The sequence below is a fragment of the Nocardiopsis alkaliphila YIM 80379 genome (assembly GCF_000341005.1).
GTDB classification, from domain to species: Bacteria; Actinomycetota; Actinomycetes; order Streptosporangiales; family Streptosporangiaceae; genus Nocardiopsis; species Nocardiopsis alkaliphila.
On the sequence record NZ_ANBD01000040.1, the window covers coordinates 1 to 24,674 of the forward strand.

A 24,674-nucleotide genomic window follows, 5' to 3' on the forward strand; every position below is an offset into this window, starting at 1 on the left:
CGTCTGCGCAAGCGTGGGAAGGGCTGACCTCGGTTCGGCTGCCCGCACATGTATTCGCACGTGGGAAGCCGCGTGTGTTCGACCGATTGGTACGGTTTCACTGTGGAAGAGATCACTCTCGCGGCAGTACGCGACACGCCCCTGTCCGTCGACGAGGTCCTGGCGGCGGTGTCCCATCCCAGGGTCGGCGGTACCGCGGTCTTCATCGGGACCGTACGCGACCACGACCACGGTCGTGACGTCGCGGCCCTGTCCTACTCGGCTCACCCGAGCGTGGAGGCCCGTCTGCGCGAGGTCATGGAGAAGGTCCTGAGCGACACCTCCGTCGTCGGCCGACCGGTCGTGCGGATGGCCGCCACCCACCGGGTCGGCGACCTGGAGATCGGTGACCTCGCGGTGGTCGTCGCGGCCGCCGCCGAGCACCGGGAGGAAGCGTTCGCCGCCTGCCGTCGCCTGATCGACGACCTCAAGGCCCAGGTGCCCATCTGGAAGAACCAGGCCTTCGAGGACGGCGAGACCGAATGGGTCGGATCACCCTGACCCGCCGGCGCCCAGGGGCGGGAACGCCAGAGGTCCTCGGGGGGCTCTAGGGTATGCAGCATGGTTCGTCGCGTCCTGACCCTTGTCACCGCTCTCGTCCTGCTCGTCGGGCTCGGGTTCGGCAGCCTCCAGCTGCCCATGCCCTACCTGGTGGCGGCGCCGGGGGTCACCCTGAACACCCTGGGAGAACAGGACGATGGGCGACCGATCATCGGTGTCGAGGGGGCCGACAGCTACGAACACGACGGTTCCTTGTCGATGGTGACCGTGCAGTACGCCGGTGGCCCCGAGCACCGGCTCAACCTCTTCACCCTGGTCACGGCCTGGCTCTCACCCAGCCAGGCGGTCTTGCCCGAGGAACTGCTGTTCCCCGCCGGGCGGTCCCAGGAGGAGGTCACCGAGCGGCAGACCGTCCAGATGAACGACTCCCAGACCGAGGCGACCGCCGCCGCGCTCAACCAGCTCAACATCGACTACGAGGCGATCCCCCGAGTGGCCGAGGCCGTCGAGGGCATGCCCGCCGAGGGCATCGTCGAACCCGAGGACCGGATCCTGTCCGTGGACGGTCGGCAGGTCCCGACCAGCGCCACCGGTGACGACCCCGAAGAACTCGTCGGCAGCGCCTTCGTGGTGGAACAGGTGAGTTCCCGTGAGGCCGGTGACCCGGTCGAGTTCGTGTTGGACCGTGGTGGCGAGGAGGTCGAGGTCGAGCTCGAAACGGTCGAAGGCGATGGCGATTCGGCCGCGGTCGGCGTCCTCATCGCCGATGACATGGACTTTCCCGTGGACATCGCCATCTCCGTCGGTGAGATCGGCGGCCCCAGCGCGGGCATGATGTTCGCCCTCGGGATCATCGATCGGCTCAGCGAGGAGGGCATCACCGGCGGCGCCCGGATCGCCGGCTCCGGCACCATAACCTCCGACGGTCGGGTCGGCGGGGTCAGCGGTATCCCGCAGAAGATGGTCAGTGCCCAGCGTGACGGTGCCGAGTACTTCTTCGTGGCCGCGGAGAGCTGCTCCCAAGTCGCTCAGTCCGCCGCCTACGGTGAGCTGGACGTGGTGCGGGTCGAAACCCTTACCGAGGCGATGGAGGCCTTGGAGGTCATCCGTACGGGTGGCGACGACCTTCCCCGCTGCGATTAGGTCCTGGTCGTTGTGCTCCTTCGTCCGTTCCTCGCCCGCCGCCGTACCCAACGGACGCCCACGGTGCGGCTTTGTCCTCGACCTTGACCTCGGCCCGTACCCGACGGTGAGGAGCCCCTGGCCTCGGAGGCCGCCAGAGGCTCCGGGCCGCNGCAGCAGCCTCAACCCTGGTCGGGGAACTCCTTCTCCTCCAAGTCCAGGGTGAGGGCGAGCGCGGAGGTCAGAGCCGGAATGAGGTCGGCCCCGTTGAGAACCTCGGAGTCGCTGTCGTGGCTGCGCATCCGCATCGCGCAGTGCCGGGAGCCGTCGCGCAGAACTCCCGCGACCATCCGAATCTCCTCGGTCTCCTTGCCGGAGGTGGTGGCCTCCTCGTCGGAGGCCAGGGTCTGGTCCGAGCCCTTCACGACCAGGCGCTCCATGACCAGCGCACAGCCGGCCACGCCCTCGGGCCACAGGATGCGACCCAGGGCCTCCTCCAGCGGTACGTCCGGCGGCAGGGCCTCCTGTTCGACGGGGGTCAACTCGTCGGGGTCGGCCGGAGAGTCGATCCCCAACAGTCCGGCCAAAGCGGGTTCCGCGGCCAGCAGTTCACTGGTCGGGACCAGGGCGTACAACCCCAGCGGACGGTCCCAACCCTGTTCTGCGGCGTGGCGTTCCAGGTCCATGACGGCTTCGCGAATGTTCGACACGTCTCCATGGTCGCCCATGTGGAAACCTCGCCGTGCCCGTCCCGCGGCAGTAGGGTCGCCAATATCGCCCGGTTGCGACTCCGATACACCAACGATGCAGCCTTGTCATCGGCCGGAAGGTGATTTCGGGAACCCGGCGGCCACCGAATAAGTTTTCTTAACAAGGCGCCACACGCGCACAGACCGCATTCGACCAAGCCAGAACGAGGGGGAGGCGTGAGCTTCCGATCGCCCGGCGCACCACCTGCGCGTATGCCTCGCCGATCAAGGTTGCTCGCGCCAGTCGCGGCGACCGTGGTCGTCATCATCGCGGCGTTGATGTTCGCCGCGAACTTTTGGACCGACTACAAGTGGTTCGATTCCGCCGGCTACACCTCGGTCTTTTTGACCGAGTTGTGGACGCGAGTCCTGCTCTTCGCCGTGGCGGCGCTCGTGATGGCCGTCATCGTCGGCGCGAGCATCTTCTTCGCCTACCGGGCCAGGCCGAGTATTCGGCCGATGAGCCTGGAGCAACAGGGCCTGGACCGCTATAGGCAGTCCATCGACCCGCACCGCAAGCTCTTCTTCTGGATCGCGGTGGGAGCCCTGGCGCTCCTGTCGGGGGCCGCCGCCAGCGGTGACTGGCGTTTGTACCTGCAGTTCGTGAACGCCGTGGACTTCGGGACGCCCGACCCCGAGTTCGGCATGGACATCGCGTTCTTCGCGTTCACCTACCCGTTCCTGCGGAGCCTGCTCGGTTACATGTACGCGGCCGTCATCCTGGCGTTCATCGCCGCGGTGATCGTCCACTACCTGTACGGCGGTGTTCGTCTGCAGAACGACTCCGGTCAGCGCGCCACTCCAGCGGCACGTGTCCACCTCTCCGTACTGCTGGGCCTGTTCGTGCTGCTGCGCGCCGGTTCCTATTGGCTGGACCGCTACGGTCTGGTCTTCTCCAACCGCGGGTACACGTTCGGTGCCTCCTACACCGACGTCAACGCGGTCAAGACCGCTTTGACCATCCTCACCGTCATCTCGGTGATCTGCGCGGTTCTGTTCTTCGCCAACATCGTCTTCAAGAACACGATGATCCCGGTGGCCTCCCTCGGTCTGCTGGTGTTGTCCGCCGTGGTCGTCGGGGTGGCCTATCCCGAGATCGTGCAGCGCTTCCAGGTCGACCCGAACGAGCAGCGCCTGGAGAGCCCCTACATCGAACGCAACATCGAGAGCACCCGGGAGGCGTACGGGACCGCCGATGCCGAGGTGATCGACTACGACGCCACCACCGAGCTCACCCCCCAGGAGTTGGCGGCCGAGGCCGACACCATTCCCAGCGTGCGTCTGGCCGACCCGGCCGTGGTCTCGCAGACCTTCCAGCAGATGCAGCAGGTTCGTGGCTTCTATCAATTCCCGGACGTGTTGGAGGTCGACCGCTACCCGGACGCCGACGGCAACCTGATCGACACGATCGTCGCCGTTCGTGAACTCGATGGTCCGCCCGACGACCAGAACAACTGGCTGAACCGGCACCTGATCTACACCCACGGCTACGGCATGGTCGCGGCCGCCGGCAACCTGATCGACGACGAGGGTCGGCCGGTCTTCACCGAGTACAACATCCCGCCGCGCGGTGAGCTCAGCGAGGTCACGGGCGAGTATGAGCCGCGGATCTACTACGGTCGCGAGGGCGCCGAATACGTCATCGTCCAGGCCGAGGAGGAGTACGACTACCCCCTCGACGCGGAGGCCGAGGAGCCGGACGTTCCCACCCTGGAGGACGCGGTGGAGGCCAGTCCGGAGGCGGACGAGGCCCGAGCCCCGGCCGATGGGGACGGCGGTACCGAGGAGGCTCCGGCCGAGGACGCAGAGGGCGCCGAGGAAGGCACCGAGGACGACCCCGCCGGCGGATCGCAGGCCTACAACCGTTACGACGGCGAGGGTGGGGTGCCGCTGAACAACTTCTTCGACCGCATCCTGTTCGCGATCAAGTACCAGGAAACGAGCATCCTGCTCAACAGCGCGATCACCAGCGATTCGCGGATCCTCTTCGAGCGTGATCCGCTGGACCGTGTCGAGAAGGTCGCGCCCTTCCTCACCGTGGACAGTCGCCCCTACCCGGCGGTGGTCGATGGCAGGATCCAGTGGATCGTCGACGGCTACACCACCTCCGACGGTTACCCCTACGCCAACCGGATCGACTTCGCCCAAGCGGTGACCGACACCTTCACGGACGGGGCGATCCAGCAGGTCGGTGCGTTGCCGGGCAATGAGGTCAACTACATCCGCAACTCGGTGAAGGCTACCGTCGACGCCTACGACGGCACCGTCACCCTGTACGGCTGGGACGAGGAGGACCCGGTCCTTCAGACGTGGGAGGGCGCCTTCCCGGGCACCATCGTCGACCGGGACGAGATGAGCGACGAGCTCGTTCAGCACTTGCGTTACCCGGACGACCTGTTCAAGGTGCAGCGCGAGATCATGCGCCAGTACCACGTCACCGACGCGGCCTCCTACTACGGTGGTCAGGACTTCTGGGAGGTCCCCAACGACCCGACCCAGGAGGGGGAGCTCCCCGAGCCGCCCTACCGCCAGACCATCAACTTCCCTGGTTCGGAGGAGGCCAGCTTCTCGCTGACCACCACGTTCGTTCCGCGCAACCGTGAGAACCTGGCCGCCTTCATGGCGGTCGACAGCAATCCCGACTCCGACGACTACGGCCAACTGAAGCTGTTGGAGCTGCCCCGCAGCACCGTGATCTTCGGTCCTGGCCAGGTGCAGAACGCCTTCGATTCCGACGCCGACGTGCGTGAGGTCCTGCTCCCGCTGGAGCAGTCCAACGCCGAGGTGACGCGAGGCAACCTGCTCACTCTGCCATTCGCCGGGGGGTTGCTCTACGTGGAGCCCCTCTACGTGCAGGCCGGTGGCGGCGGCGCGGCGTCCTTCCCGCTGCTCCAGCAGGTCATGGTCGGCTTCGGCGAGGAGGTCGCCATCGGCAGCAACCTCCAGGAAGCCCTGAACAACCTGTTCGAGGGCGGCGAAGGGCCGCTGCCGGACCCGGACGAGGAGGGCACCGAGGAGGAGCCGTCCGAGGCCGACTCCGACACCGGTTCCGAGAGCGACTCCGACCTCACCGAGGCCCTCAACGAGGCCGTCGAGGCGTGGGAGGAGGCCCAGGAGTCCAACGAAGAGGCCAACGAGCGTCTGCGCGAGGCCTTGGAGGCCCTTGAGGAGGCCGCCGGCGAGAACTAGACCATGGCCCGCCTTGCGGGGTGAGGCCGTGGACGCGACGGGGCGGGACCAGGGGTCCCGCCCCGTTCGATTTGGCTTTTCCCCATGGTCACGCTAATCTGAGAACACAACGACGCGGGGTGGAGCAGTTCGGTAGCTCGCTGGGCTCATAACCCAGAGGTCGCAGGTTCAAATCCTGTCCCCGCTACCAGGTTCGGACCCGGAAGAAATTCCGGTCCGGTGCTTTTTCCGATTTTCCGCCTCGATGGGGAATGGTCGGGGAAATCCACTCTTCAGCACTGCTAGGGTGGAAGAAGTCCAGGCCACCGAGGTGGCCGGGTGGGTTCTCCAGCGGTTCGGCTCCGGCCGGAAGCGATTTGCCACCCGAGGGCCAAGGCCCTAAAATGGAGAACACAACGACGCGGGGTGGAGCAGTTCGGTAGCTCGCTGGGCTCATAACCCAGAGGTCGCAGGTTCAAATCCTGTCCCCGCTACCAAGGAAACACCGGGTGGAGAAATCCACTCGGTGTTTTTTCGTGTATCGGATTCGTTGGCCGAAGGCCGGTCGGTGAATCATGGCGTACGCCATCGTCCGGCGCACGCCGCGAGTGAGTCGGTGCGTTCAGGGGCGACGTAGCGGTGTGGGGCCACCGTTGAGCCAAGTCAGGGTCTGATCGTGCAGGACCCCGTTGCTGCACACCAGTGGGCCTCCATCGGTGAAGCCCTCCCCCCGTAGGTTCGTGGCGCGCCCGCCCGCCTCCTCCAGGATGACCGGCAAGGGTGCGGCGTCCCACAGTGACAGTTCGGGCTCGGCGGCGATGTCCACGGTGCCCTCGGCGACCATCACGTGCGACCAGAAGTCGCCGTAGGCCCGGGTGCGCCACACCGAACGGGTCAGTCCCAAGAAGGACTCCAGGCGGCCTTGCTCCTCCCACCCGGTCAACGAGGAGAAGCTCAGCGAGGCGTCCGACAGTTCGGTGACCTTGGAGACGTGGCAGCGGGTGGCCTTGGACAGGCTCCGCCCGGCCCAGGTCCCACCGCCCTTGGAAGCCCACCAACGCCGCTGTAGGGCGGGCGCTGACACCAGCCCGACCATCGGCCGGTCACCTTCGAGCAGGGCGATGAGGGTGGCCCAGACCGGGACACCGCGTACGTAGTTCTTGGTGCCGTCGATGGGGTCGATGACCCACACGCGGTTGCTGTTGCCGCTCTTGCCGTACTCCTCACCGACCACCGCGTCCCGGGGACGGGCACGGGAGAGCACGCTGCGCAGGGTCTCCTCGACCATGCGGTCGGCCTCGGTGACCGGGGTCAGGTCCGGTTTGGTGTCGACGACCAGGTCGAGCGCTCGGAAGCGCTTGAGCGCGATGTCGTCGGCAGAGTCGGCGAGCACGTGGGCCAGCCGCAGATCATCGTCAAAGGACACCATGGCCGGTAACGCTACCGCCCCGGGCATGAACATGCCCAAAGCGGCACCGGCACGTGACCAGAGTGTTAGGGGGAGCATACGAGCACATGGTGTCGTTCCAGGAGAGAGCGGACTCCGCGGAGCGGATGCGAGGATGGAGCCATGGAAACCGTGAGCGGAGACAGACGCGGCAAGGAGAGCGCCGGCGCACGCGAACGGCTGATGGACGCCGCCTACGCCGAGATCCTGGCCGGCCACTGGGGTGCTCGCAGGATGATCGACATCTCCGCCGCCGCAGGAGTGTCCAGACAGACCCTCTACAACGTGTTCGGCAGCAAGGAGGGATTGCTTCAATCGGTGGTGGTACGCGAGGCCACCGCGCTCATGGACACCGTGGAACGGGTCTTGGAGGCCGAGGGACACGATCCCGCCCACGCCGTGGGCCGTGCGACCCGGATGGTGCTGGTCGCGGCCGGAAAGAACCCGTTGCTGCGCGCCATGGTCACCGGCGACGATGAATTGCTCCCGGTCCTGACCACCCGTTCCGAGCCGCTCATGGACACCTTGGGGGAACGGATCCGTCGCAGTCTGCGTGAACGCTGTCCGGAGACCGATCCCGGGGCCATCGAGGCTGCGGCCGATGTCGCCCTCCGGCTGGCCGTGTCCTACTCGCTCCAGCCCATCGATCCCGAACGGGCCTCTCACCGGGTCGAGTTGGTCGTGAACGGCGTGCTCTCGGTGGGGCACTGAATGTCTCGGGGGCACGGTGAGGTGACCGAAGCCGAACGTCGTGAGGTGCTGCGCGCGCATATGCCGAACGGTCGGATCACCGAGCTTCCGATCCGCCGTCAGGACCGCCTCGTGGTGCTGGACCAGATCGCTCGTGCCCTCGAACCCGGCGTCCGCTACCGCGAGGAAGAGCTCAACGCGGTGCTGTGCCGGTTCAGCGCCGACCTCGTGGTCCTGCGGCGTGGTCTGGTGGACGAGGGGTTCTTGGAACGGGATCGTACGAGCTACTGGCGTTGCGGCGGCACCGTCGATCTGTAGGGCACCCGTCCGCCCATGGGCCCGGGGCGCTCGGCTCAGCCGTGCGGTCCCGGTGGTGCGGGGGACGTCTCGGTGTCGTCCTCACCCTCACGACTGTTCAACAGTCGGCGAAGTGAGGCCACCCGCTCGGCCTCGACCTCGCCCCGCTCCAGGGCCGCCGAGATGGCGCAGTCGGAGGCGTCCTCCTGGTGCGTGCAGTCCGGGGGGCATTCCAGGGCGAATTCGTCGAGGTCGTGGAAGCCCGCGACGATGTCGTCCGGGTCGATGTGCGCCAACCCGAAGCTGCGCACCCCTGGAGTGTCGATCAGCCATCCGCCCTCGAACTCCAGCGCGAGCGCCGACGTGGACGTGTGGCGGCCTCGTCCGGTGACCGCGTTGACGTGGCCCACGGCCCGGTCCGCGCCCGGGACCAACCGGTTGACCAACGTCGACTTGCCCACCCCAGAGGAACCCACGAACACGGTGGTCTTTCCTTTCAACCGGGTGCCCAGTCCGTCGAGGTCTTCGTCCGGGCCCAGCACCTCATAGGGCAGTCCGAGCGGCCGGTAGGTGTTCAACATCTCGTCGGGCGAAGCCAGGTCGGCCTTGGTCAGACACAGCAACGGTTCCAGGCCGGCGTCGTAGGCGGCCACCAGGCAGCGATCCACGAAACGTGGCTGTGGAGCCGGGTCGGACAGGGCGCACACGATGGCCAACTGGTCGGCGTTGGCGACGATGATCCGTTCCACCGGGTCGGTGTCGTCGGCGGTGCGTCTGAGTACGGAGGCGCGTTCACGCACCCGGACCACCCTGGCCAGCGTGTCGGGTTCCCCGGACAGGTCGCCGACCACGTCCACCCGGTCACCGACCACGATGGAGCCACGGCCCAGTTCGCGGGCCTTCATGGCCACCACGGGGACCCCGTCCACCAGGCAGCGATACCGGCCCCGATCCACCGCCGTCACCAGACCCGTGCGGGCGTTCTCGTGCTTGGGGCGTTTGCGGGTGCGTGGTTTGGAACCACCCCGGGCACGCACCCGAATGTCGTCTTCGTCCAGGTGACGTCCTCCACCCCGGGTACGACTCACGAGACGACCTCCGCCCACAGACCGGGGAAGTCGGGGATGGTCTTGCGTGTGGTGACGATGTTCTCCACCTCCACCCCGGGGACCACGAGTCCGATCACCGCGCCGGAGGTGGCCATCCGGTGGTCGTCGTAGGAATGGAAGACCCCACCGTGCAAAGGACGCGGGCGGATCACCAACCCGTCGGGCAATTCCTCGACGTCCCCGCCCAGTCGGTTGATCTCGGTGGCGAGTGCGGCGATGCGGTCGGTCTCGTGTCGGCGCAAGTGCTCGATCCCGGTCAGCCGGGACGGGGAGTCGGCCAGGGCGGCCACCGCGGCGATGGTGGGAGTGAGCTCACCGACGTCGCGCAGGTCCGCGGTGATGCCGTGGATCGCTCCGGTGCCGCGCAACGTCAGGTCACCCTCCTCGGAGCGGGAGACCTCGCCGCCCATGCGGGTGAACAACCCTCGCAGGGCGTCGCCCCCCTGGGTGGTGTGCTCCGGCCAGTCCTGAACGGTCACCTCGCCCTTGGTCACCAGGGCGGCGGCCAGGAAGGGGGCGGCGTTGGACAGGTCCGGCTCCACGATGATCTCGGTCACGCGCAACGGCCCCGGCTCGACCTTCCAGGAGTTCTCCTGGGTGGTGACCTCGGCTCCGGCCGCGCGCAACATCTCGACCGTCATGTCCAGGTGCGGTTGGGAGGGCACCGGTGGCCCCTGGTGGCGCACGTGCACCCCCTCGTCGAAGCGGGCTCCGCTGAGCAGCAGCGCCGAGACGAACTGGGAGGAGCCCGAGGCGTCCAGGACGACCTCTCCACCACGCATCGATCCCGTGCCGTGAATGGTCAGTGGCAGAGCGCCGCGTCCCTCGTCGTCGATGTCGGCGCCCAGAGCGCGCAAGGCGCCGATGAGCTCGCCCACCGGCCGTTCGTGGGACCTGGGGTCGCCGTCGAAGCGCACGTGGCCGTCGGCCAATGCGGCCATCGGCGGGACGAACCGCATCACGGTGCCCGCGTTGCCCACGTCCACCGTGGCCGGGCCGCGCAGCGGGGCCGGGGTGATGGACAGGTCGGGGGCCTGGCCCTCATCCGAAGCGCTCTGGGTGATCTCGATCCCCAGAGCGCGCAGAGCATCGATCATGAGTTCGCTGTCCCTGCTCAGCAGGGGCCGTCGCACCAGGCAGGTTCCTTCCGAGAGCGCCGCGAGGACCAGGGCCCGGTTGGTGACGGACTTGGACCCCGGCAGGCGGATCCGGGCGGAGACCGGGGCCCGCACGGTGGGAGCCGGCCAGTGCTCTTCGCTGGAGGCGGCGTTCTGGTGGGGCTGGGTGGACGTGGAGTCAGGCATGACACAAGGTTATCGGTCCGGGATCGGCGCGGTGGGGGTGTGTGCGACCCGTGGACGACTCGGTGCCGAGGGTGGCCGATGTCCGACGTATCCTGGATCGCGCCATGGTGTATCTGGATCACGCAGCCACGACCGAGGTCCGTCCCGAGGTGATCGCCGAAGTGGCGACGCAGCTCGGCGCCCTCGGCAACCCCTCTTCCCTGCACGGCCACGGCCGCGCCGCCCGCCGGACCGTGGAGGAGGCACGAGAGCGCCTCGCGGAGTCGGTGGGTGCGACCCCCCACGAAGTCGTCTTCACCGGAGGCGGTACCGAGTCGAACAACATCGCCCTCAAGGGCCTGTACTGGTCCCGCCACGCCGAGGACCCGACCCGCACCCGCATCCTGGTCAGTGCCGTGGAGCACCACGCCGCACTCGATCCCGCCCGCTGGATGGCCGATCACCAGGGCGCCCGGTACGAGGAGCTTCCGGTGGACGCCGTCGGCCGGGTCACGTCCCGGGTTCTACGCGAGGCCATCGAACGTGATCCCGCCTCCGTGGCCGTGGTGTCGGTGATGTGGGCCAACAACGAGATCGGCACCATTCAACCGGTTCGTGAGTTGGCCGCCGTGGCGGCCGAGTACGGCATCCCCTTCCACACCGACGCGGTCCAGGCAGTGGGGGTCGAGGAGGTCGACTTCGCCGCCAGTGGCGTGAGCGCGTTGACCCTGAGCGGTCATAAGCTCGGTGCTCCGGTGGGCACCGGGGCTCTGGTGGTGGCCCGGGGCCTGACCCCGGTTCCGGTGTCGCACGGCGGCGGCCAAGAACGCGACATCCGCTCCGGCACCCTGTCCGCTCCGCTCGCCGGCGCCCTGGCCACCGCCGTCCGACTGGCGGTCGAGAGCCGTGAGGAGCACGGCAAGCACCTGGCCTGTCTGCGGGACGAACTGGAGTCCCGGGTACGCGAGGTCGTGCCCGATGTGGTGGTCAACGGTGACCCCGAGCGACGCCTGCCCGGCATCGCCCACCTGTCCTTTCCCGGATGCGAGGGCGACGCCTTGCTCATGCTCTTGGACGCCCGAGGTATCTCCTGCTCTACGGGTTCGGCCTGTTCGGCCGGGGTGGCCCAGCCCAGCCACGTGCTGTTGGCCACGGGGGCCGACACCGACACGGCGCTGAGCAGCCTGCGCCTGTCCCTGGGACGTACCTCCACCATCGAGGACGTGGACCGGCTGGTCGAGGAGATCGGCCCTGCGGTCGAACGTGCCCGGGCGGCCCGGTCCAAACGACGCCGCTGACCGCCCGCCCCCCGCTCGCGACGCTACGGGGCCAAGACCCCTCGGCCGTTCAACGGTGTTCGCGACCGACCGTCAGCCCTCGGCCCTGGTGATGGTCACGGATTCCAGGACCACGTCGTCGGTCGGCCTGTCGTTCTGGTCGGTCTCGACCGTGGAGATCGCGTTCACGACCGCCATCGATTCCTCATCGGCGACCTTGCCGAAGATGGTGTGCTTGTCGTTCAGGTGCGGGGTCGGCGCGACCGTGACGAAGAACTGGGAACCGTTGGTGTTGGGACCCGAGTTGGCCATGGCCAGTACTCCGGGCTCGTCGAAGGTCAATCCGGATCCGAACTCGTCGGGAAACTGGTAACCGGGGCCTCCCGCACCGGTTCCCTCCGGATCGCCGCCCTGGATCATGAAGTCGGGGATCACCCGGTGGAAGATCGTGCCGTCGTAGAACTCGTCCACGTCGGAATTCGGGTTCTGCGCCATGTCGCCCTCGGCCAGGCCCACGAAGTTGGCGACGGTGACCGGTGCCTCCTCGGGCAACAACTCCAGTTCGATGTCGCCTTCACTGGTGTGCAGTACCGCACCCTCCACGTCGTCGACGTCCACGTGGGCGGGCAACGGCCAATCCTCGGGGGCCTCGGCCTCCCCCTGACACGCCGCGGTGGCGAACAGGGCGCTACAGGCGAGGATCGATACCGGTAGTGTCAAGCGGTTCATCGGTTCACTTCCGAGGTCGGTGTTCGCGGCGGGGCGGCACACAGGGTACTGCGCATCGGAGCATTTCGGACACCCCGGGTAAGTCCGCCCGAATCCTCGGATCGCTTCAAGATGAAGGGTCTGCCGGGTCTTCGTCGCCGTCGTGTTCGCCTCGTTCCCGCTCCCAGCGCGCCCGCTCCTGGCGGTTCTGGATCTCCCGCGCCCGACGGCGTTGCTCCTCGGCGCGCTCACGGCAACGTCGAAGAAACTCCTCGTCCTCCTCGGGGGAGGAGGCGCGGGCCCGGCCCGGGTGTTCGTACTCGGGAAAGGGCGGAGGTGGACCCACCGGCCCCCTCGATGCCGCCGGCTCCCGGGCCGGACGGCCCAGCAGGAACCACGCCGCGGGGCCGAGCTTGGGCAGGAACAGGACGATCATCGCCCAGAGGGGTTTGGGCAGGAGGCGGACTCGCTCGGAATCCGCCCCGATGACGTCGAAGAGCACGTAGACCCAGAACACCAGCGACGCCACCGCGAGGAGGAGGGCTAGGTAGACCAACGGACCTTCCAATCGGGGGAAACACTCGACATGCGGGGGTGACATCGTCGATTTTGTGTTGACTTATCACGGATGGCCGCACCCGCCCCAACGCTTGACCGGTCACCCCGGCCCGGGAGAAGGTCGAACGGTGAGGGGCTGGGGTGACGAACCTTGAGGGTACGTCACCCGGAGCCCCTAGAGGTGTCGGCGAGGACGGGAGAGGTCTGGCATGAAAACCGTGTTGCCTTCCGCGATGTGGCTCCCCTTCGGGGCCCGGATGCTACGTGCCCGAGCCGACCAAGGGCTCTCGCGCGCCGAACTCGCCAGGAGTGTCGGGGTCACCGATGACAAGCTTCGTGAGATCGAGGACGCGCGCTGTAGGCCGGCCCGTTCCTTGGTCGAGCGGGTCGACAACGCCCTGGGTACCGACCACCAGCTGCTCGACGCCTGGGCGATCACCCTTCAGGCGGAGGCCTTTCCCAACGAATTCGGTGACCTGCGTGAACTCGGTACCCACGCCACCCGGCTGTGGGAGCACCAGCCCATGACGGTTCCGGGCTTCCTGCGCACCCCCGAATACTCTCGGGCGGTGCTGGCGCCCTGTTACTCCCACCTGGGCCCGGAGATCGTCGAAGCCATGGTGGAGGAGGAGATGGCCGATCGGGCGGCGCTGACCGGGCCCGGAGGCCCGAAGCTGCGGGTGGTCCTCAACGAGTCCGTGCTCCAACGTCCCCAAGGGGGCGCGGACGTTCTCAACGGCCAGCGCGACTTCCTCGCCGACCTCATCGAGGCTGACATCGTCAGCCTCGGGATCATCCCCGAGGAGACACCGCACCACCCCGGCCTGGGTGGTGCCTTCCGGATCATGGAGTTCGCCGACCGGCCCGGCATGGTCTACGCCTTCGCCGCGCAAGGGGGCGACCTCACCGGGGACGGAGAGGACGTCGGACACTGTCGGATGGTGCGCGACGCCATCGAGGAGGCCAGTGTCGATCTCACCCCTGGCTCGGAGCTCCTCATCAGCCGGTGGCCCACCGGGTGACCGGTTGTTGGATGATCGGTTCTCGAAAGCTCTTGGAGGCGTGTCCGGAGATGGGTTAGGTTGCCCGCCATGGATATCGCTATCACTTCCGGATACGTCGTGCCCGTCGTAGGAGACCCCATCGAGGGTGGGACGGTCCTCATCCGCGACGGCCGCATCGCCGCCGTGGGAACCGCCGAGGAGGTCACGATCCCCGAGGGCGCCCAGATCGTCGACGCCGCGGGCAAGTGGATCCTGCCCGGTTTCGTCGAAGCCCACGGTCACGTCGGTATCCACGAGGAGACCATCGGTTGGGCCGGTAACGACACCAACGAGATGACCGACCCGAACGGTGCCCGCATGCGTGCGATCGACGCCATCAACCCCGCCGACCAGGGGTTCACCGACGCGCTCTCCGGTGGCGTCACCAGCTCCGTGATCAAGCCCGGGTCGGGCAACCCCATCGGTGGCCGCACCGTGGCCATCAAGATGTGGGGCCGCAGCGTCCAGGACCGGTTGCTCAAGGAACCCGCCAGCGTCAAGAGCGCCTTGGGCGAGAACCCCAAGCGTGTCTACGGGGACAAGAAGACGTTGCCCTCGACCCGCCAGGGCGTGGCCGCGGTCATTCGTGATGCCTTCACCAAGGCCCAGGACTACAAGGCCAAGCGCGAGCACGCCGCCGAGGAGGGCAAGCCCTTCGATCGGGACAACACCCTGGAGACCCTCGTACGGGTGTTGGACGGCGAGGTGCCCTGGTGCCAGCACGTGCACCGTGCCGACGACATGCACACCGCGATTCGGCTGGCCGACGAGTTCGGTTACCGGCTCATCATCAACCACTGCACCGAGGGCCACCTGTTGGCCGACGAGATCGCCGAGCGTGGCATTCCGGTCATCACCGGGCCGCTGATGACCAGTCGATCCAAGGTCGAGGTGGGCAACAAGACCCTGGCCAATCCCGGCATCCTGGACCGGGCCGGGGTCAAGGTGGCCCTGACCACGGACGCTCCGGTCATCCCCATCGAGTTCCTCGTCTACCAGGCGATCCTGTGCGTCAAGGAGGGAATGGACCGCGACGCGGCCATCCGCGCCCTGACCATCAACCCCGCCGAGATCATGGGCCTGGACGACCGGGTGGGCTCCCTCAAGCCCGGCCTGGACGCCGACCTGGTGATCTGGTCCGGGGATCCGCTCGACATCATGAGCCGGGCCCTGCGCGTGTTCGTGGGCGGTCGTGAGGTCTACACCTACGACGAGGAGCGACGCGAGGGCACGGCCCTGGACCCCTACTATCGCGAGTCCTGAGCCGGCCGAACCAGGCCCGTAAGTGATCGAGGGCGCCACCCTCGCGCACAGCACGACAGCGCACACGGCGCGGTTCCGGCGGGCATGTCCTGCTTCTCGATGACCGGTCCGGTGGCCACTCGCGCAGACGGACGCGTGCCCGTCAGGCCTTCAGCGGACCTGACGGAAGGGTGCTCGCCCCTCGGGCTCGTAGCCGTACAGGGCGCTCACCCGCTCGGTCCCCATCCGCTCGAGGAACCGTTCCTCCTCCCCACTCGCGGGGGGAGGAGTCAACACCAGTGGGACCCCCGAGACCACCGAGGCCATCAGGAGCGACAGGTCCTCGCCCAATGCGGTCAACGGGGCATCCGAGGCGACCACCACGGCCAGCCGGTCCCGTTCGCCCAGCCGCCAGGCCTCGGCCCGGGTCCGCCCCGCCGTCACCAGTTCGGCGCCGGTCAGGGCGCGTTCGGTCGTCTCCAGCGCGGGTTCGTCGGCGTCCACCGGATAGGGCTGGAAATGGTCACCGTGCCCGCGCACCTCCACGGTGTAGTCCGTGACCATCGTCGGGACCTCCTTGAGCGGCATGCCCAGCGAGTCCAGGGAGGTCCCCACGACCTCCTCCGCGCCGGCGTCCAGAGCGGCCTCCAGCCGTCCCGGATCGGCCACCGCGATCTCCGTGCCCGGGGCCACCGCGTCGGTACCGTCCAGCACCACGGTCGCGCCCACGGACCAGCAGGACAACAGCCACGCCAACGACTGCCAGTGCGGCGGCAGCGCCACCGCCACCCGGTCACCCGGCTGTGTGCCGAAGCCGTCCACCAACATGTTCGAAGTCTTGGACACCCAGTTGTCGAGGGTGGCCCGGGACAACTCGACCCGGTCACCGAGGTCGTCATAGGAGGTCACGAAGGGGCGGGCGGGGTCGGCTGCTACGAGAGCGCGCCACAGGCGCGCGGGAGATTCGGACATGGCGCCCATGCTAAGTGTCGGCGGTGCGGTTCCTCGCGCCTGCCCGCGCGGTCGTACCCAAGGCACGGTGTGCGTACCCGGGGCGGAGCTGCCAGAGTTGCCCCATGCGCCTGCTTCCCGGACGGTTCCTCGCCCGTGTGACCGCGCTCCCCGCGATCGCCCTGTCGGCCTGGCTCCTCGTCGCCTTCCCCCTGCTGGTCCTCGGCTGGTTCACCCCCGTGCTCGGGCTCTTCTTGGGGCTGCCCGCGATACTGGTCGCCTGCGCGCTCCTACCTCGCCTGATACCGGACCTCGACGAGGATCACGTGCCCTGGTGGCCGGTGCTCGCGGTCCTGGTCATCACGGTCGCCTTCATCGCGGTCCAGATCGCCTACCACGCCGAAGCGCTGGTCATCCGTCGAGACCCGGCCTCCTACGCCATGTACACGGCCTGGATCGCCGAGAACGGGTACCTGCCCATCCCCCAACAACGCGAACTGATCGCGGGCGAGGACTCGGCACTGGGCTACCAGAGCCTGGCCTACTACCAGCGCGACGACGTCATCTGGCCGCAGTTCATGGCCGGGGCCCCACTGGTGCTCTCGATCGGCTACTGGGTGGGCGGGCTCGACGGCATGCTCGTCACCACGCCGTTCCTGGGTGCTCTCGGTGTCCTCACCTTCGCCGGACTCACCGCCCGCCTGGTCGGTGTTCGATGGGCCCCACTCGCGGCCCTGGTCCTGGCGGTCTGTCTGCCTCAACAATGGGTCAGCCGCTTCACCTACAGTGAGCCGCTCGCGCAGATCCTTCTTCTGGGCGGTCTGGTCCTGGCCTTCGACGCCCTGAGCAGGAGACGGAACCTCACCGAACGTTGGGGGGCCGAGCACGTCCTCGCCGCCACCGCCGGAGTGGTCTTCGGGCTCGGTGTGCTGGTGCGCATCGACGCCATCCGCGACCTGCTTCCGGTGATCGGTTTCATCGGTCTGCTCCTGGTCGCCCGACGTGGCCAGGCCCTACCCCTGTTGGGCGGGCTCGCCGTGGGCGCCGGATACGGGTTGGTCGCCGGCTACGGCTACTCCCGGCCCTACCTGGAGTACCTGTCGGACTCGATGTCCCCGTTGCTCCTTATCAGCGGAGTGGTCATCGTCCTCACCATCGTCCTCACCGCAGTGCTGTGGCGCCGAGGGTTGCCGCGCAGCGAACGTGTCCCCTGGCTCGCGGGGGCGGTGGGTCTGCTCGCGATCCTGGTCATGGTCGGTTTCGCGATCCGTCCCCTGGTGTGGCCGGACTACGGGCACGGCAGCGACTTCACCGACCAGTGGGTCGCCGCCGTCCAACAGATCGAGGGATTGCCGATCGAGGGCAGTCGTACCTACTACGACATGAGCCTGTACTGGGTGGGCTGGTACGTGGGTCTGGGCACCGTGCTGTTGGCCTCGCTCGGCGTGGCCTTGGTCCTGTACCGACTCACCCGGCGCCACGACCCATGGTGGCTGTTGCCGGCCATGCTGCTGGTGTGGACGGTGGCCACCACGCTGTTGCGTCCGGCCATCACCCCGGACCACCCCTGGGCCAGTCGACGGCTGATCGTTCTGGTCATCCCGGCCTTCATCCTCTTCGCCGTGTGGTTCCTGGCCTGGTTGACCCGCTACTGCGAACGGTCCGTCGAGCATGCTCGGAGCGGCCCCATCGCCCGCGCGCTGCCGGTGGTGGTCGCCGCGAGCGCGTCCGTGGCCCTGCTCGGTCCCACCCTGCTCACCTCGGCGTCGGGGATCATGGGGTATCGGCAGGACATCGGGACCGTCGCCCAGACCGAACGGCTCTGCGGGTCGTTGCCGCCGGACGCCTCGGTCATCGTGGTGGACTCGGGGATGGCGGGCGGTTTCATGCCGTTGTTCCGCAACGTGTGCGGGGCGCCCACCGCGTCCCTGGAGGATCCGCGTCCAGAGGCGGTCGACCGGGTGGTGGCCGCCGTGTACGAGCGGGACCGCGTTCCCGTGCTCGCCGCACCGGAATGGCAGGCGCCCNNNNACGGCGAGGTGGAGCCCGAGCGGCATTTCCACGTCGTCGCCGAAATGGACCCGAGTACGCTCATGACACCTCCGACCGGTTCCTGGAAGTTCAACGCGAGTGTGTGGACGGTCGTCCCGCCCGTCCCCGGGTGATCCTCGCCCTCGATCCCATCCGAGTCCTCGTATTCGGTGGCTTCGCGTCACCATCCGCCCCGTCGAGAAGAACCGTATGAGTCACGCGCACATCCAAGAGCACACCCACGGCCCGCCCGTGCGGGTCACGATCGTCCTGCCCTGCTACAACGAGGAAGACCACGTCGTCGACGAGGTCAAGCGAATCTGCTCGGCCATGGACGCCTCCGGATACGGATACGAACTCCTCGCGGTGGACGACGCCTCCAGTGACGGGACCCTCGACCGGCTGCGCGAGGTCGAACACCTCTTCCCGAACATGCGCGTGGTGGCCTTCGGTCACAACGGCGGCTCGGGGACCGTGCGCAGGATCGGCAGCCAACGAGCGCGCGGCGAGTTCGTCGTGTGGACCGACGCCGACATGAGCTACCCCAACGAACGCATCCCCGAACTGGTCGCCATGCTCGACACCGACCCCGAGATCGACCAGGTCGTCGGCGCGCGCACCCAGGAGATGGGAACCCACAAGGCGCTGCGGGTCCCCGCCAAATGGATGATCCGCAAGATCGCCGAACGCCTCACCAACACCCGCATCCCCGACCTCAACTCCGGACTCCGGGTCTTCCGCCGTGAGGTGGCCCGTCCCTACCTGAGACTGCTGCCGCCCGGTTTCTCCTGCGTCACCACCATCACGCTGGCCTTCCTGTCCAACCAGCACCCCGTGAAGTACGTGCCCATCGAATACGCTAAGCGCGCGGGCACCTCCAAGTTCCACTTCGTACGCGACGCCTACCGGTACGTCCTCCAGGTGTTGCGCATGGTCATGTACTTCAACCCGCTCAAGGTCCTGATGCCGCCCTCGCTGTGGTTGTTGGGCATCGGCACGGCCAAGTTCGTCTACGACCAGGTGCGCAACCCGTTCTACCTGCCCAACAACACCGTCCTGATCCTGATGACGGGGCTGATCTTCGCGGCCATCGCGCTGTTGGCCGACCTCATCGTGCGCTCCAGGGAGCACCCGTGAACCGGCGTATCACCCTTGTCGGTCCCGCCCACCCCTACAAGGGCGGTGGGGCCAGACACACCACCGAGCTCGCCCACCGGTTGAGTGCCCTGGGCCACCGCACTCGGATCGAGTCGTGGGCGTCCCAGTACCCGGCGGCCCTGTACCCGGGGGAGCAGACCGTCACCGACCCCGAGGGCGAACCGTTCCCCGACACCCACCACGGCCTGGCCTGGTACCGGCCGGGTGGCTGGTGGTCGACCGGGCGGCGGCTGGCCCGGACCGAGGACCTGGTGGTGCTCACCCTGTTCTCGCCCGTCCAGGTCCCCGCCTACCTGGGGATCCTGTCCGGGGTGCGTTCGGCGCGCCCTCCCCGGACCCGGGTAGTGGCGCTCTGCCACAACGTCCTGCCGCACGAACGCCGTGCCGTGGACGTCTTTCTGGTCCGTGCCCTGCTGCGCCGCGTCGACGGGGTGTTGACGCACTCACCCGAACAGGCACACCTGGCCGAGGGGCTTTTGGGTTCGGGACGTGCTCGCCCGGTGGTGGCACAGATGCCCCCGCACCTGCCCGAGACCGGAACCCGCCGCGAACCGGCCCCGGGGGAGCGGCGCCACCTGCTCTTCCTGGGGATCGTGCGCCCCTACAAGGGCGTGGACGTGCTGTTGCGGGCCTTGGCCGAGGGAGCGCCGGACGACGTCACACTCACCGTGGCCGGCGAGTTCTGGGGTGGCTCGGCCGACCTGGCCGCTCTGGCCCGTGGCCTGGGGGTGGCCGACCGGGTCCGTTTCCGCGAGGGCTACGTGCCCGCAGAGGAATTGCCAGAGCTGTTCGCGGGCGCGGACGCCATGGTGCTGCCCTACCGTTCGGCCACCGCCAGCCAGAACGTGTGGCTGGCCCATGAGCACGGTCTACCGGTGATCGCCACTCGGGCGGGTGCTCTGGCCGACCATGTGCGCGAAGGCGTGGACGGGCTCTTGTGCGCGCCGGGCGACGTCGCCGACCTGGCCCGGGTCCTGGGCGAGTTCTACCGCCCCGGTGTTCCGGAGAAGCTGCGCGCGGGCGTGCGCCCGGTGGAGGCGGCTCCGCTGTGGAAGGACTACACCGACCGTCTCCTAAGGGCCTGAACGCCGGCGGTGAGACGCCTGCGGTGGGGGAGGGCCCACCGCAGACGGGGTGCTGGCCGACTACCGCAGAGCGCTTTTGAGGAAGCCGGTCCACTCGGAGGCGGGGAAGGGGAAGTGCCCGGCGTCGGGGTGTTTGGAGTCGCGGATGGCCGCGCCACAGGGGAGCTCGGCGACCTCGACGCAGTCTTGGCCGGCGCCGCTGTAGCTGCTCTTGCGGAAGCCGGTGGGGATGTGTGCGACTTCGACGCATTCGACCCGGTCACTGCTGTAACTGGACTTGAAGAACCTTAGTTCGGTTCTATCGGTCATGTCAGTTGCTCCTGCTCCATGATCTGTTGGATGAACTGAGTGGTACGCGAAGCTTGAAGCGCTGCTGAATTCAGGTGCGAGAAAATCGTGACATAGCGTTGCACGTCATCAGGATCCTGAACAAAGAGGCTGGCTGTTGCCGATTCGGTGTAGGCGATACAGGGATCGGCGGGGTTGGGAAAGTCAAGCAAGACGAAGGAGCCGGACAACCCGGCGTGCATGCCAGCATTGAAGGGCAGTACCTGAATGTCCACGTTCTTTCTGGTGGCCATGTCCAGCAGGTGCTGTAGCTGCTCCTTCATGATCTGTGGATCATCGAGCCGTCTTCTCAGGGCTGCCTCGTCGATCACCGCCCAAAATCGCGGTGCCTGATGGCGCCCGAGGACCTGCTGTCGCTGTAGGCGTGCATCAATGTTGCGTCTGACCTCATCGTCTGAGTACGCACGTCCACCGCGAAATACGGCCTCGCTGTACCTGGGAGTTTGCAAGAGCCCAGGGACAACTTGGCACTGATAGGTCCGAATCATGGACGCCTCGACCTCGAAGTCCGGTATGGCGTTGCCACCGAAGACATCCTTGTAGCTGGACCACCAGCCTTGCTCCTTGGACTCCCTCGCTAGCTCATGAAGTGCTACGCGGACATCGTCTGGGGCTTGGTAAAGGTCGACGAGGGCGTCGATGTCCCGTGCCTTGACGCGGCGTGCGTCCGCGCCCTCGATGTTGCTGAGTGTGGACTGAGGTACGCCTGCGCTCTTCGCGGCCACAGACAGCTTCAATCCCTGGGACTCACGTAGTCGTCGCAGCTCGCGTGCCAGTCGTCGGCGGCGCACGGTGGGGCTGAAGGGGCTGTGCATATGAGGATTCTAAACCAAGTTCTTTTCGATTATCGTTGACAGCTCGATTATTACACCTCATGATGAAGGTGTAGTCAGTGACCGGTGGATCACTCAGGGTTCATCTGGTCAGGCTACGCCTTGCCCGTTCCGCGCATCACGGCCTCCGTGAGACTTCTCCAACGGGCATCCGGCAACGATCCCCCGCCTCATGTGTGCAGCCATGTCAAGGAGTGTGTTCGTCATGCCCGAAACCGTCCTCACGCCCGTGGTGCCCGTCCCGGTTCAGGGTGAGGCCACGGTGCCGTTGGCCAGCTTCATCCGCCCGTTCCAGCGCCACTACTTCTCCGGGCTCCCGGAGCGTCCCAACTACCGGGCGCGTAGCTACGACTTCGCGGGTCTGCCCGCCCTGCTGCCGCTGGTCCGGGCGTTCCTGGACACGTGCGCGGCCACCGAAACGGACGACTACCGGTACCTGTTCACTTTGCTGGGGTGTGAGTTGGCCACCAACTCGATCCAGCACAGCCTGTCCGGATACCCGGGCGGCAGCTACACCCTGCGAGTACACCGCGACAAGGAAGGGCTCCGCCTGACCTGCCACGACCGAGGCGCACTACGCACCCGCACCAGCCGCACCAGCCGGGCCACCCACCTGACGCCCGCCTCGCAGGGGGCCGGGCTGGGAGCCGAATCCGGGCGCGGGTTGGCCATGGTCGACGCCTTGGCCACCTCATGGGGTGACAACGGCAACGTCGAGTACCGCACGGTGTGGCTGTACCTGGCCTACGACCTGACCACCAGTGCCTGGAACACCGCCACCAACTGAGTTTTGAACTCTGTCATGTTGCGGACATGAGACGGGCCCAGGAGAGCGTTGCAGCGCTCTTCCGGGCCCTGAACCCCCAAAACCCAACTACGCATAAGTAAGGAAAAGAGGATCTGATGAGCCACCCTATCCCCGCACCCCGACGCCCCGTGGACACCCGACCCGCTGCTTCCACCCGACCGGTCACCACCCCTACCCCGGCGGCCTGTGCGTCCTGTGCTCACCCGACCTGCCGCACCCAACGCGCCCGCATCCTGCCCCGCCTGGGTGGACACCGCGCCGAGTTTGCCCGCGAACACCACCAAGCCGCCCAGGTCCAGGCCCACAACCGCCACCTGCTCATCTACTTCGGTGAGGCCACCCAATCGTTCTGGATCGCCACCTCCGCCGGACTGGAGGAGGCCCGCGACATCGATGCCCTGCTGTTGAAACTGTGGCCGCACACCGACCCGCCCGCCACCCGCCCCTGGGCCCGCAACCTCGGCGGCCCTCGCGTCCCGACCATGGCCTGAGCGGCCGGCGTGCCCCTGGCCGAATCCGGTCACGCTGGATGTCTGTTCGCTGGAGTGAAGCCGTGTCACTTCAGCGAACCGGTAGAACGGAAGCTGTCCAGACCTGTTACGGCTGTGGATCGCGCTAGGGTTTGTGGGGTGACTGACACCTCGATTCGCACCAGGTTCGCACCCTCCCCGACCGGCATGTTCCACGTGGGCAACGCCCGGTCCCTGCTGCTGAACTGGGTGGTCGCACGACAATCCGGCGGCACTATGGTGCTGCGGATCGAGGACACCGACGCCGCCCGCTCCCGCCCGGAGTGGACCGAAGGCATCCTGTCCGCGATGGCCTGGCTGGGTGTGGACTCCACCCAATACGAGGGCCCCTACTCCCAGACCGACTACGCGAACAAGCACACCGAGGCCGCCCAGCGCCTGTTGAAGGAAGGGCCGGCCTACTACTGCGACTGCAAGCGCGAGCAGGTCCAGGCCCGCCGGGACAACCCCAACCTGGGCTATGACGGGTTCTGTCGGGACCGAGGTCTGGAGGCCGGACCGGGACGAGCCTTGCGCTTCCGCATTCCCGAGGGCGGTCCGACCGTGGTCGAGGACCAGATCCGGGGCCGGGTGGAGTTTCCGCACGAGGCCCTGGAGGACTTCGTCATCGCCCGCGGCGACGGCACCGCCCTGTTCGTGTTGGCCAACGTGGTGGACGACGTCGAGATGGGCATCACGCACGTCATCCGGGGTGAGGAGCACCTGTCCAACACCCCCAAACAGCAACTGCTGTGGGAGGCCCTAGGACACACCGCGCCGGTGTGGGCGCACGCTCCAGTATTGGTGAACGACAAGCGCCAGAAGCTGTCCAAACGGCGTGACAAGGTCGCCATGGAGTCCTACCAGGCCGAGGGCTTCCTGCCCGAGACCATGGTCAACTACCTGATGCTGCTGGGCTGGTCCCCAGGCGAGGACCGGGAGATCATGCCGATCGAGGAGATGATCCCGCTCTTCGATCTGGCCGACGTCAACTCCTCGCCGGCGTTCTTCGACGAGAAGAAGCTGCGTGCCTTCAACGGCGACTACATCCGAGCCTTGGACTCCGGCGAGTTCGTCAAGCGCTGTGCTCCCTACCTGGAAGGGGAGGACGTGCCGTGGCGCCCGGAGGACTTCGATCCGGACGTGTTCGCGCAGATCGCCCCGCTGGCGCAGAGCCGGGTGGCGGTGCTCAGTGAGATCGTGCCCAACGTCGACTTCCTGTTCCTGGATACCCCGGTCTTCGACGAGAAGAGCTGGGCCAAGGCGATGAAGCCCGGCATCGGCGCGGAGATGCTCACCGCCGCGATCACCGTCTATGGGGACGAGTCCCTGGCGTGGGACGTCGAATCCCTCAAGGGAGCTCTTGAGCAGGCCGGGGCCGCCCAAGGGCTCAAGCTCGGCAAGGCTCAGGCACCGGTCCGTGTGGCGGTGACCGGACGCACGGTCGGGCTGCCGCTCTTCGAATCCCTGGAACTGCTGGGCAGGGAACGCACACTGGAGCGCCTGCGCGCGGCGTTGAAACGGCTCAACGCCTGACGAGCCGCACCCAGGCGCGCGGCTACCAAGCCAGAAGGAAGAACCTCCAGGAGTTCTGAGGCGCGGGGTCCGTTCCGCTGCCCGGTGAGTACCCAGCGAACCGGATGCGGAACCGGGCCCTTCGCACCCCTCTGCGTCAGGGTCGAGTGGGACACCAGGGGATAAACTTCACTAACTAGTAC

23 protein-coding genes and 2 tRNA genes are annotated in these 24,674 nt (G+C 67.4%); 16 read left to right on the forward strand and 9 right to left on the reverse strand.

All coding sequences use genetic code 11. The features are described 5' to 3' along the window. The first annotated feature begins 102 nt into the window (after positions 1-102). The gene (locus D472_RS0105920; RefSeq protein WP_026117433.1) at positions 103-540 is read left to right on the forward strand and encodes a molybdenum cofactor biosynthesis protein MoaE; all 438 of its coding nucleotides are present in this window, start codon (positions 103-105) and stop codon (positions 538-540) included. 60 nt (positions 541-600) lie between these two features. Beyond that, entirely contained in the window at positions 601-1,683 is a 1,083-nt protein-coding gene (locus tag D472_RS0105925) for a YlbL family protein (protein WP_017603583.1), read from the forward strand. 161 nt (positions 1,684-1,844) lie between these two features. On the opposite strand, the gene D472_RS0105930 is transcribed toward D472_RS0105925, so the two are convergent. After that, positions 1,845-2,390, reverse strand: a complete 546-nt coding sequence (locus D472_RS0105930; RefSeq protein ID WP_017603584.1) for a PPA1309 family protein — start codon at positions 2,388-2,390, stop codon at positions 1,845-1,847. 234 nt (positions 2,391-2,624) lie between these two features. Here D472_RS0105930 and D472_RS0105935 point away from each other — a divergent pair, with 234 nt between their 5' ends. The 3 genes from D472_RS0105935 (at position 2,625) to D472_RS0105945 (ending at position 6,076) form a co-directional block, all read left to right on the forward strand. Next, positions 2,625-5,600: a UPF0182 family protein gene (locus D472_RS0105935; RefSeq protein ID WP_275040591.1), complete on the forward strand. Its 2,976-nt coding sequence runs from the start codon at positions 2,625-2,627 to the stop codon at positions 5,598-5,600. A gap of 113 nt (positions 5,601-5,713) precedes the next feature. Beyond that, positions 5,714-5,790, forward strand: a tRNA-Met gene (locus tag D472_RS0105940). A 209-nt stretch (positions 5,791-5,999) separates the two neighbouring features. Then, positions 6,000-6,076 (forward strand) — tRNA-Met (locus tag D472_RS0105945). Positions 6,077-6,201: 125 nt separating this feature from the next. Here D472_RS0105945 and hisN read toward each other — a convergent pair. Next, entirely contained in the window at positions 6,202-7,008 is an 807-nt protein-coding gene (gene hisN / locus D472_RS0105950) for a histidinol-phosphatase (RefSeq protein WP_017603586.1), read from the reverse strand. A 141-nt stretch (positions 7,009-7,149) separates the two neighbouring features. Here hisN and D472_RS0105955 point away from each other — a divergent pair, with 141 nt between their 5' ends. After that, a complete protein-coding gene (locus D472_RS0105955) occupies positions 7,150-7,737 on the forward strand; it encodes a TetR/AcrR family transcriptional regulator (RefSeq protein ID WP_017603587.1) in 588 nt (195 codons plus the stop codon). Beyond that, positions 7,738-8,034, forward strand: a complete 297-nt coding sequence (locus D472_RS0105960) for a DUF2087 domain-containing protein (protein WP_017603588.1) — start codon at positions 7,738-7,740, stop codon at positions 8,032-8,034. Positions 8,035-8,069: 35 nt separating this feature from the next. Here D472_RS0105960 and rsgA read toward each other — a convergent pair whose 3' ends face one another. Both rsgA and aroA read right to left on the reverse strand, forming a co-directional pair. Further along, a complete protein-coding gene (gene rsgA / locus D472_RS0105965; protein ID WP_017603589.1) occupies positions 8,070-9,101 on the reverse strand; it encodes a ribosome small subunit-dependent GTPase A in 1,032 nt (343 codons plus the stop codon). After that, positions 9,098-10,426 carry a 3-phosphoshikimate 1-carboxyvinyltransferase gene (gene aroA / locus D472_RS0105970; protein WP_017603590.1) on the reverse strand — a complete coding sequence of 443 codons (1,329 nt, stop codon included), beginning with the start codon at positions 10,424-10,426 and terminating at the stop codon, positions 9,098-9,100. The genes rsgA and aroA overlap by 4 nt, the downstream gene beginning before the upstream one ends. A gap of 104 nt (positions 10,427-10,530) precedes the next feature. Here aroA and D472_RS0105975 point away from each other — a divergent pair, with 104 nt between their 5' ends. Next, positions 10,531-11,703 (forward strand): cysteine desulfurase family protein, encoded by a 1,173-nt coding sequence (locus D472_RS0105975; RefSeq protein ID WP_026117436.1) that lies wholly within the window; start codon positions 10,531-10,533, stop codon positions 11,701-11,703. A 72-nt stretch (positions 11,704-11,775) separates the two neighbouring features. Here the strand turns inward: D472_RS0105975 and D472_RS0105980 are convergent, their stop codons facing one another. Both D472_RS0105980 and D472_RS0105985 read right to left on the reverse strand, forming a co-directional pair. Continuing rightward, positions 11,776-12,411, reverse strand: coding sequence for a peptidylprolyl isomerase (locus tag D472_RS0105980; RefSeq protein WP_017603592.1), 636 nt, complete (start codon positions 12,409-12,411; stop codon positions 11,776-11,778). Between the two features lie 106 nt (positions 12,412-12,517). After that, entirely contained in the window at positions 12,518-12,946 is a 429-nt protein-coding gene (locus tag D472_RS0105985) for a PLD nuclease N-terminal domain-containing protein (RefSeq protein ID WP_026117437.1), read from the reverse strand. A gap of 211 nt (positions 12,947-13,157) precedes the next feature. Here D472_RS0105985 and D472_RS0105990 point away from each other — a divergent pair, with 211 nt between their 5' ends. Together D472_RS0105990 and D472_RS0105995 are read left to right on the forward strand one after the other, a co-directional pair. Next, a complete protein-coding gene (locus D472_RS0105990) occupies positions 13,158-13,970 on the forward strand; it encodes a helix-turn-helix domain-containing protein (RefSeq protein ID WP_017603594.1) in 813 nt (270 codons plus the stop codon). Positions 13,971-14,039: 69 nt separating this feature from the next. After that, positions 14,040-15,254, forward strand: coding sequence for an amidohydrolase (locus D472_RS0105995; protein ID WP_017603595.1), 1,215 nt, complete (start codon positions 14,040-14,042; stop codon positions 15,252-15,254). Between the two features lie 150 nt (positions 15,255-15,404). On the opposite strand, the gene D472_RS0106000 is transcribed toward D472_RS0105995, so the two are convergent. Beyond that, positions 15,405-16,214 carry a TIGR03089 family protein gene (locus D472_RS0106000; protein WP_017603596.1) on the reverse strand — a complete coding sequence of 270 codons (810 nt, stop codon included), beginning with the start codon at positions 16,212-16,214 and terminating at the stop codon, positions 15,405-15,407. Between the two features lie 95 nt (positions 16,215-16,309). Here D472_RS0106000 and D472_RS0106005 point away from each other — a divergent pair, with 95 nt between their 5' ends. The 3 genes from D472_RS0106005 to D472_RS0106015 all read left to right on the forward strand — a co-directional run bounded on the left by D472_RS0106005 (position 16,310) and on the right by D472_RS0106015 (position 20,458). Further along, the gene (locus D472_RS0106005) at positions 16,310-18,349 is read left to right on the forward strand and encodes a membrane protein (RefSeq protein ID WP_017603597.1); all 2,040 of its coding nucleotides are present in this window, start codon (positions 16,310-16,312) and stop codon (positions 18,347-18,349) included. Positions 18,350-18,425: 76 nt separating this feature from the next. Continuing rightward, positions 18,426-19,352 (forward strand): glycosyltransferase family 2 protein, encoded by a 927-nt coding sequence (locus D472_RS0106010; protein ID WP_017603598.1) that lies wholly within the window; start codon positions 18,426-18,428, stop codon positions 19,350-19,352. Continuing rightward, complete coding sequence (locus D472_RS0106015; protein WP_017603599.1) at positions 19,349-20,458, forward strand: glycosyltransferase family 4 protein; 1,110 nt, start codon at positions 19,349-19,351, stop codon at positions 20,456-20,458. Before D472_RS0106010 ends, D472_RS0106015 begins: the two co-directional genes overlap by 4 nt. Positions 20,459-20,518: 60 nt before the next feature. Here D472_RS0106015 and D472_RS0106020 read toward each other — a convergent pair whose 3' ends face one another. Further along, positions 20,519-20,767, reverse strand: coding sequence for a DUF397 domain-containing protein (locus tag D472_RS0106020; protein ID WP_017603600.1), 249 nt, complete (start codon positions 20,765-20,767; stop codon positions 20,519-20,521). Beyond that, positions 20,764-21,621: a helix-turn-helix domain-containing protein gene (locus tag D472_RS0106025; RefSeq protein ID WP_033303243.1), complete on the reverse strand. Its 858-nt coding sequence runs from the start codon at positions 21,619-21,621 to the stop codon at positions 20,764-20,766. Before D472_RS0106025 ends, D472_RS0106020 begins: the two co-directional genes overlap by 4 nt. A gap of 223 nt (positions 21,622-21,844) precedes the next feature. Between D472_RS0106025 and D472_RS0106030 the strand changes: the two genes are divergently transcribed. From D472_RS0106030 to gltX, 3 genes are all read left to right on the forward strand, one after another. Then, positions 21,845-22,426, forward strand: coding sequence for an ATP-binding protein (locus D472_RS0106030; protein ID WP_033303245.1), 582 nt, complete (start codon positions 21,845-21,847; stop codon positions 22,424-22,426). A 116-nt stretch (positions 22,427-22,542) separates the two neighbouring features. Next, the gene (locus D472_RS24905) at positions 22,543-22,938 is read left to right on the forward strand and encodes a hypothetical protein (protein WP_033303247.1); all 396 of its coding nucleotides are present in this window, start codon (positions 22,543-22,545) and stop codon (positions 22,936-22,938) included. 138 nt (positions 22,939-23,076) lie between these two features. Beyond that, positions 23,077-24,492, forward strand: a complete 1,416-nt coding sequence (gene gltX / locus D472_RS0106040) for a glutamate--tRNA ligase (RefSeq protein WP_017603604.1) — start codon at positions 23,077-23,079, stop codon at positions 24,490-24,492. Positions 24,493-24,674 lie beyond the last annotated feature (182 nt).

Coding starts and splice junctions, on each gene's coding strand:
- D472_RS0105925 (WP_017603583.1), top strand. CDS start 601: ATGGTTCGTCGCGTCCTGACCCTTGTCACCGCTCTCGTCCTGCTCGTC.
- D472_RS0105930 (WP_017603584.1), bottom strand. CDS start 2,390: ATGGGCGACCATGGAGACGTGTCGAACATTCGCGAAGCCGTCATGGAC.
- D472_RS0105935 (WP_275040591.1), top strand. CDS start 2,625: ATGCCTCGCCGATCAAGGTTGCTCGCGCCAGTCGCGGCGACCGTGGTC.
- hisN (WP_017603586.1), bottom strand. CDS start 7,008: ATGGTGTCCTTTGACGATGATCTGCGGCTGGCCCACGTGCTCGCCGAC.
- D472_RS0105955 (WP_017603587.1), top strand. CDS start 7,150: ATGGAAACCGTGAGCGGAGACAGACGCGGCAAGGAGAGCGCCGGCGCA.
- D472_RS0105960 (WP_017603588.1), top strand. CDS start 7,738: ATGTCTCGGGGGCACGGTGAGGTGACCGAAGCCGAACGTCGTGAGGTG.
- aroA (WP_017603590.1), bottom strand. CDS start 10,426: ATGCCTGACTCCACGTCCACCCAGCCCCACCAGAACGCCGCCTCCAGC.
- D472_RS0105975 (WP_026117436.1), top strand. CDS start 10,531: ATGGTGTATCTGGATCACGCAGCCACGACCGAGGTCCGTCCCGAGGTG.
- D472_RS0105980 (WP_017603592.1), bottom strand. CDS start 12,411: ATGAACCGCTTGACACTACCGGTATCGATCCTCGCCTGTAGCGCCCTG.
- D472_RS0105990 (WP_017603594.1), top strand. CDS start 13,158: ATGAAAACCGTGTTGCCTTCCGCGATGTGGCTCCCCTTCGGGGCCCGG.
- D472_RS0105995 (WP_017603595.1), top strand. CDS start 14,040: ATGGATATCGCTATCACTTCCGGATACGTCGTGCCCGTCGTAGGAGAC.
- D472_RS0106000 (WP_017603596.1), bottom strand. CDS start 16,214: ATGGGCGCCATGTCCGAATCTCCCGCGCGCCTGTGGCGCGCTCTCGTA.
- D472_RS0106010 (WP_017603598.1), top strand. CDS start 18,426: ATGAGTCACGCGCACATCCAAGAGCACACCCACGGCCCGCCCGTGCGG.
- D472_RS0106020 (WP_017603600.1), bottom strand. CDS start 20,767: ATGACCGATAGAACCGAACTAAGGTTCTTCAAGTCCAGTTACAGCAGT.
- D472_RS0106025 (WP_033303243.1), bottom strand. CDS start 21,621: ATGCACAGCCCCTTCAGCCCCACCGTGCGCCGCCGACGACTGGCACGC.
- D472_RS0106030 (WP_033303245.1), top strand. CDS start 21,845: ATGCCCGAAACCGTCCTCACGCCCGTGGTGCCCGTCCCGGTTCAGGGT.
- D472_RS24905 (WP_033303247.1), top strand. CDS start 22,543: ATGAGCCACCCTATCCCCGCACCCCGACGCCCCGTGGACACCCGACCC.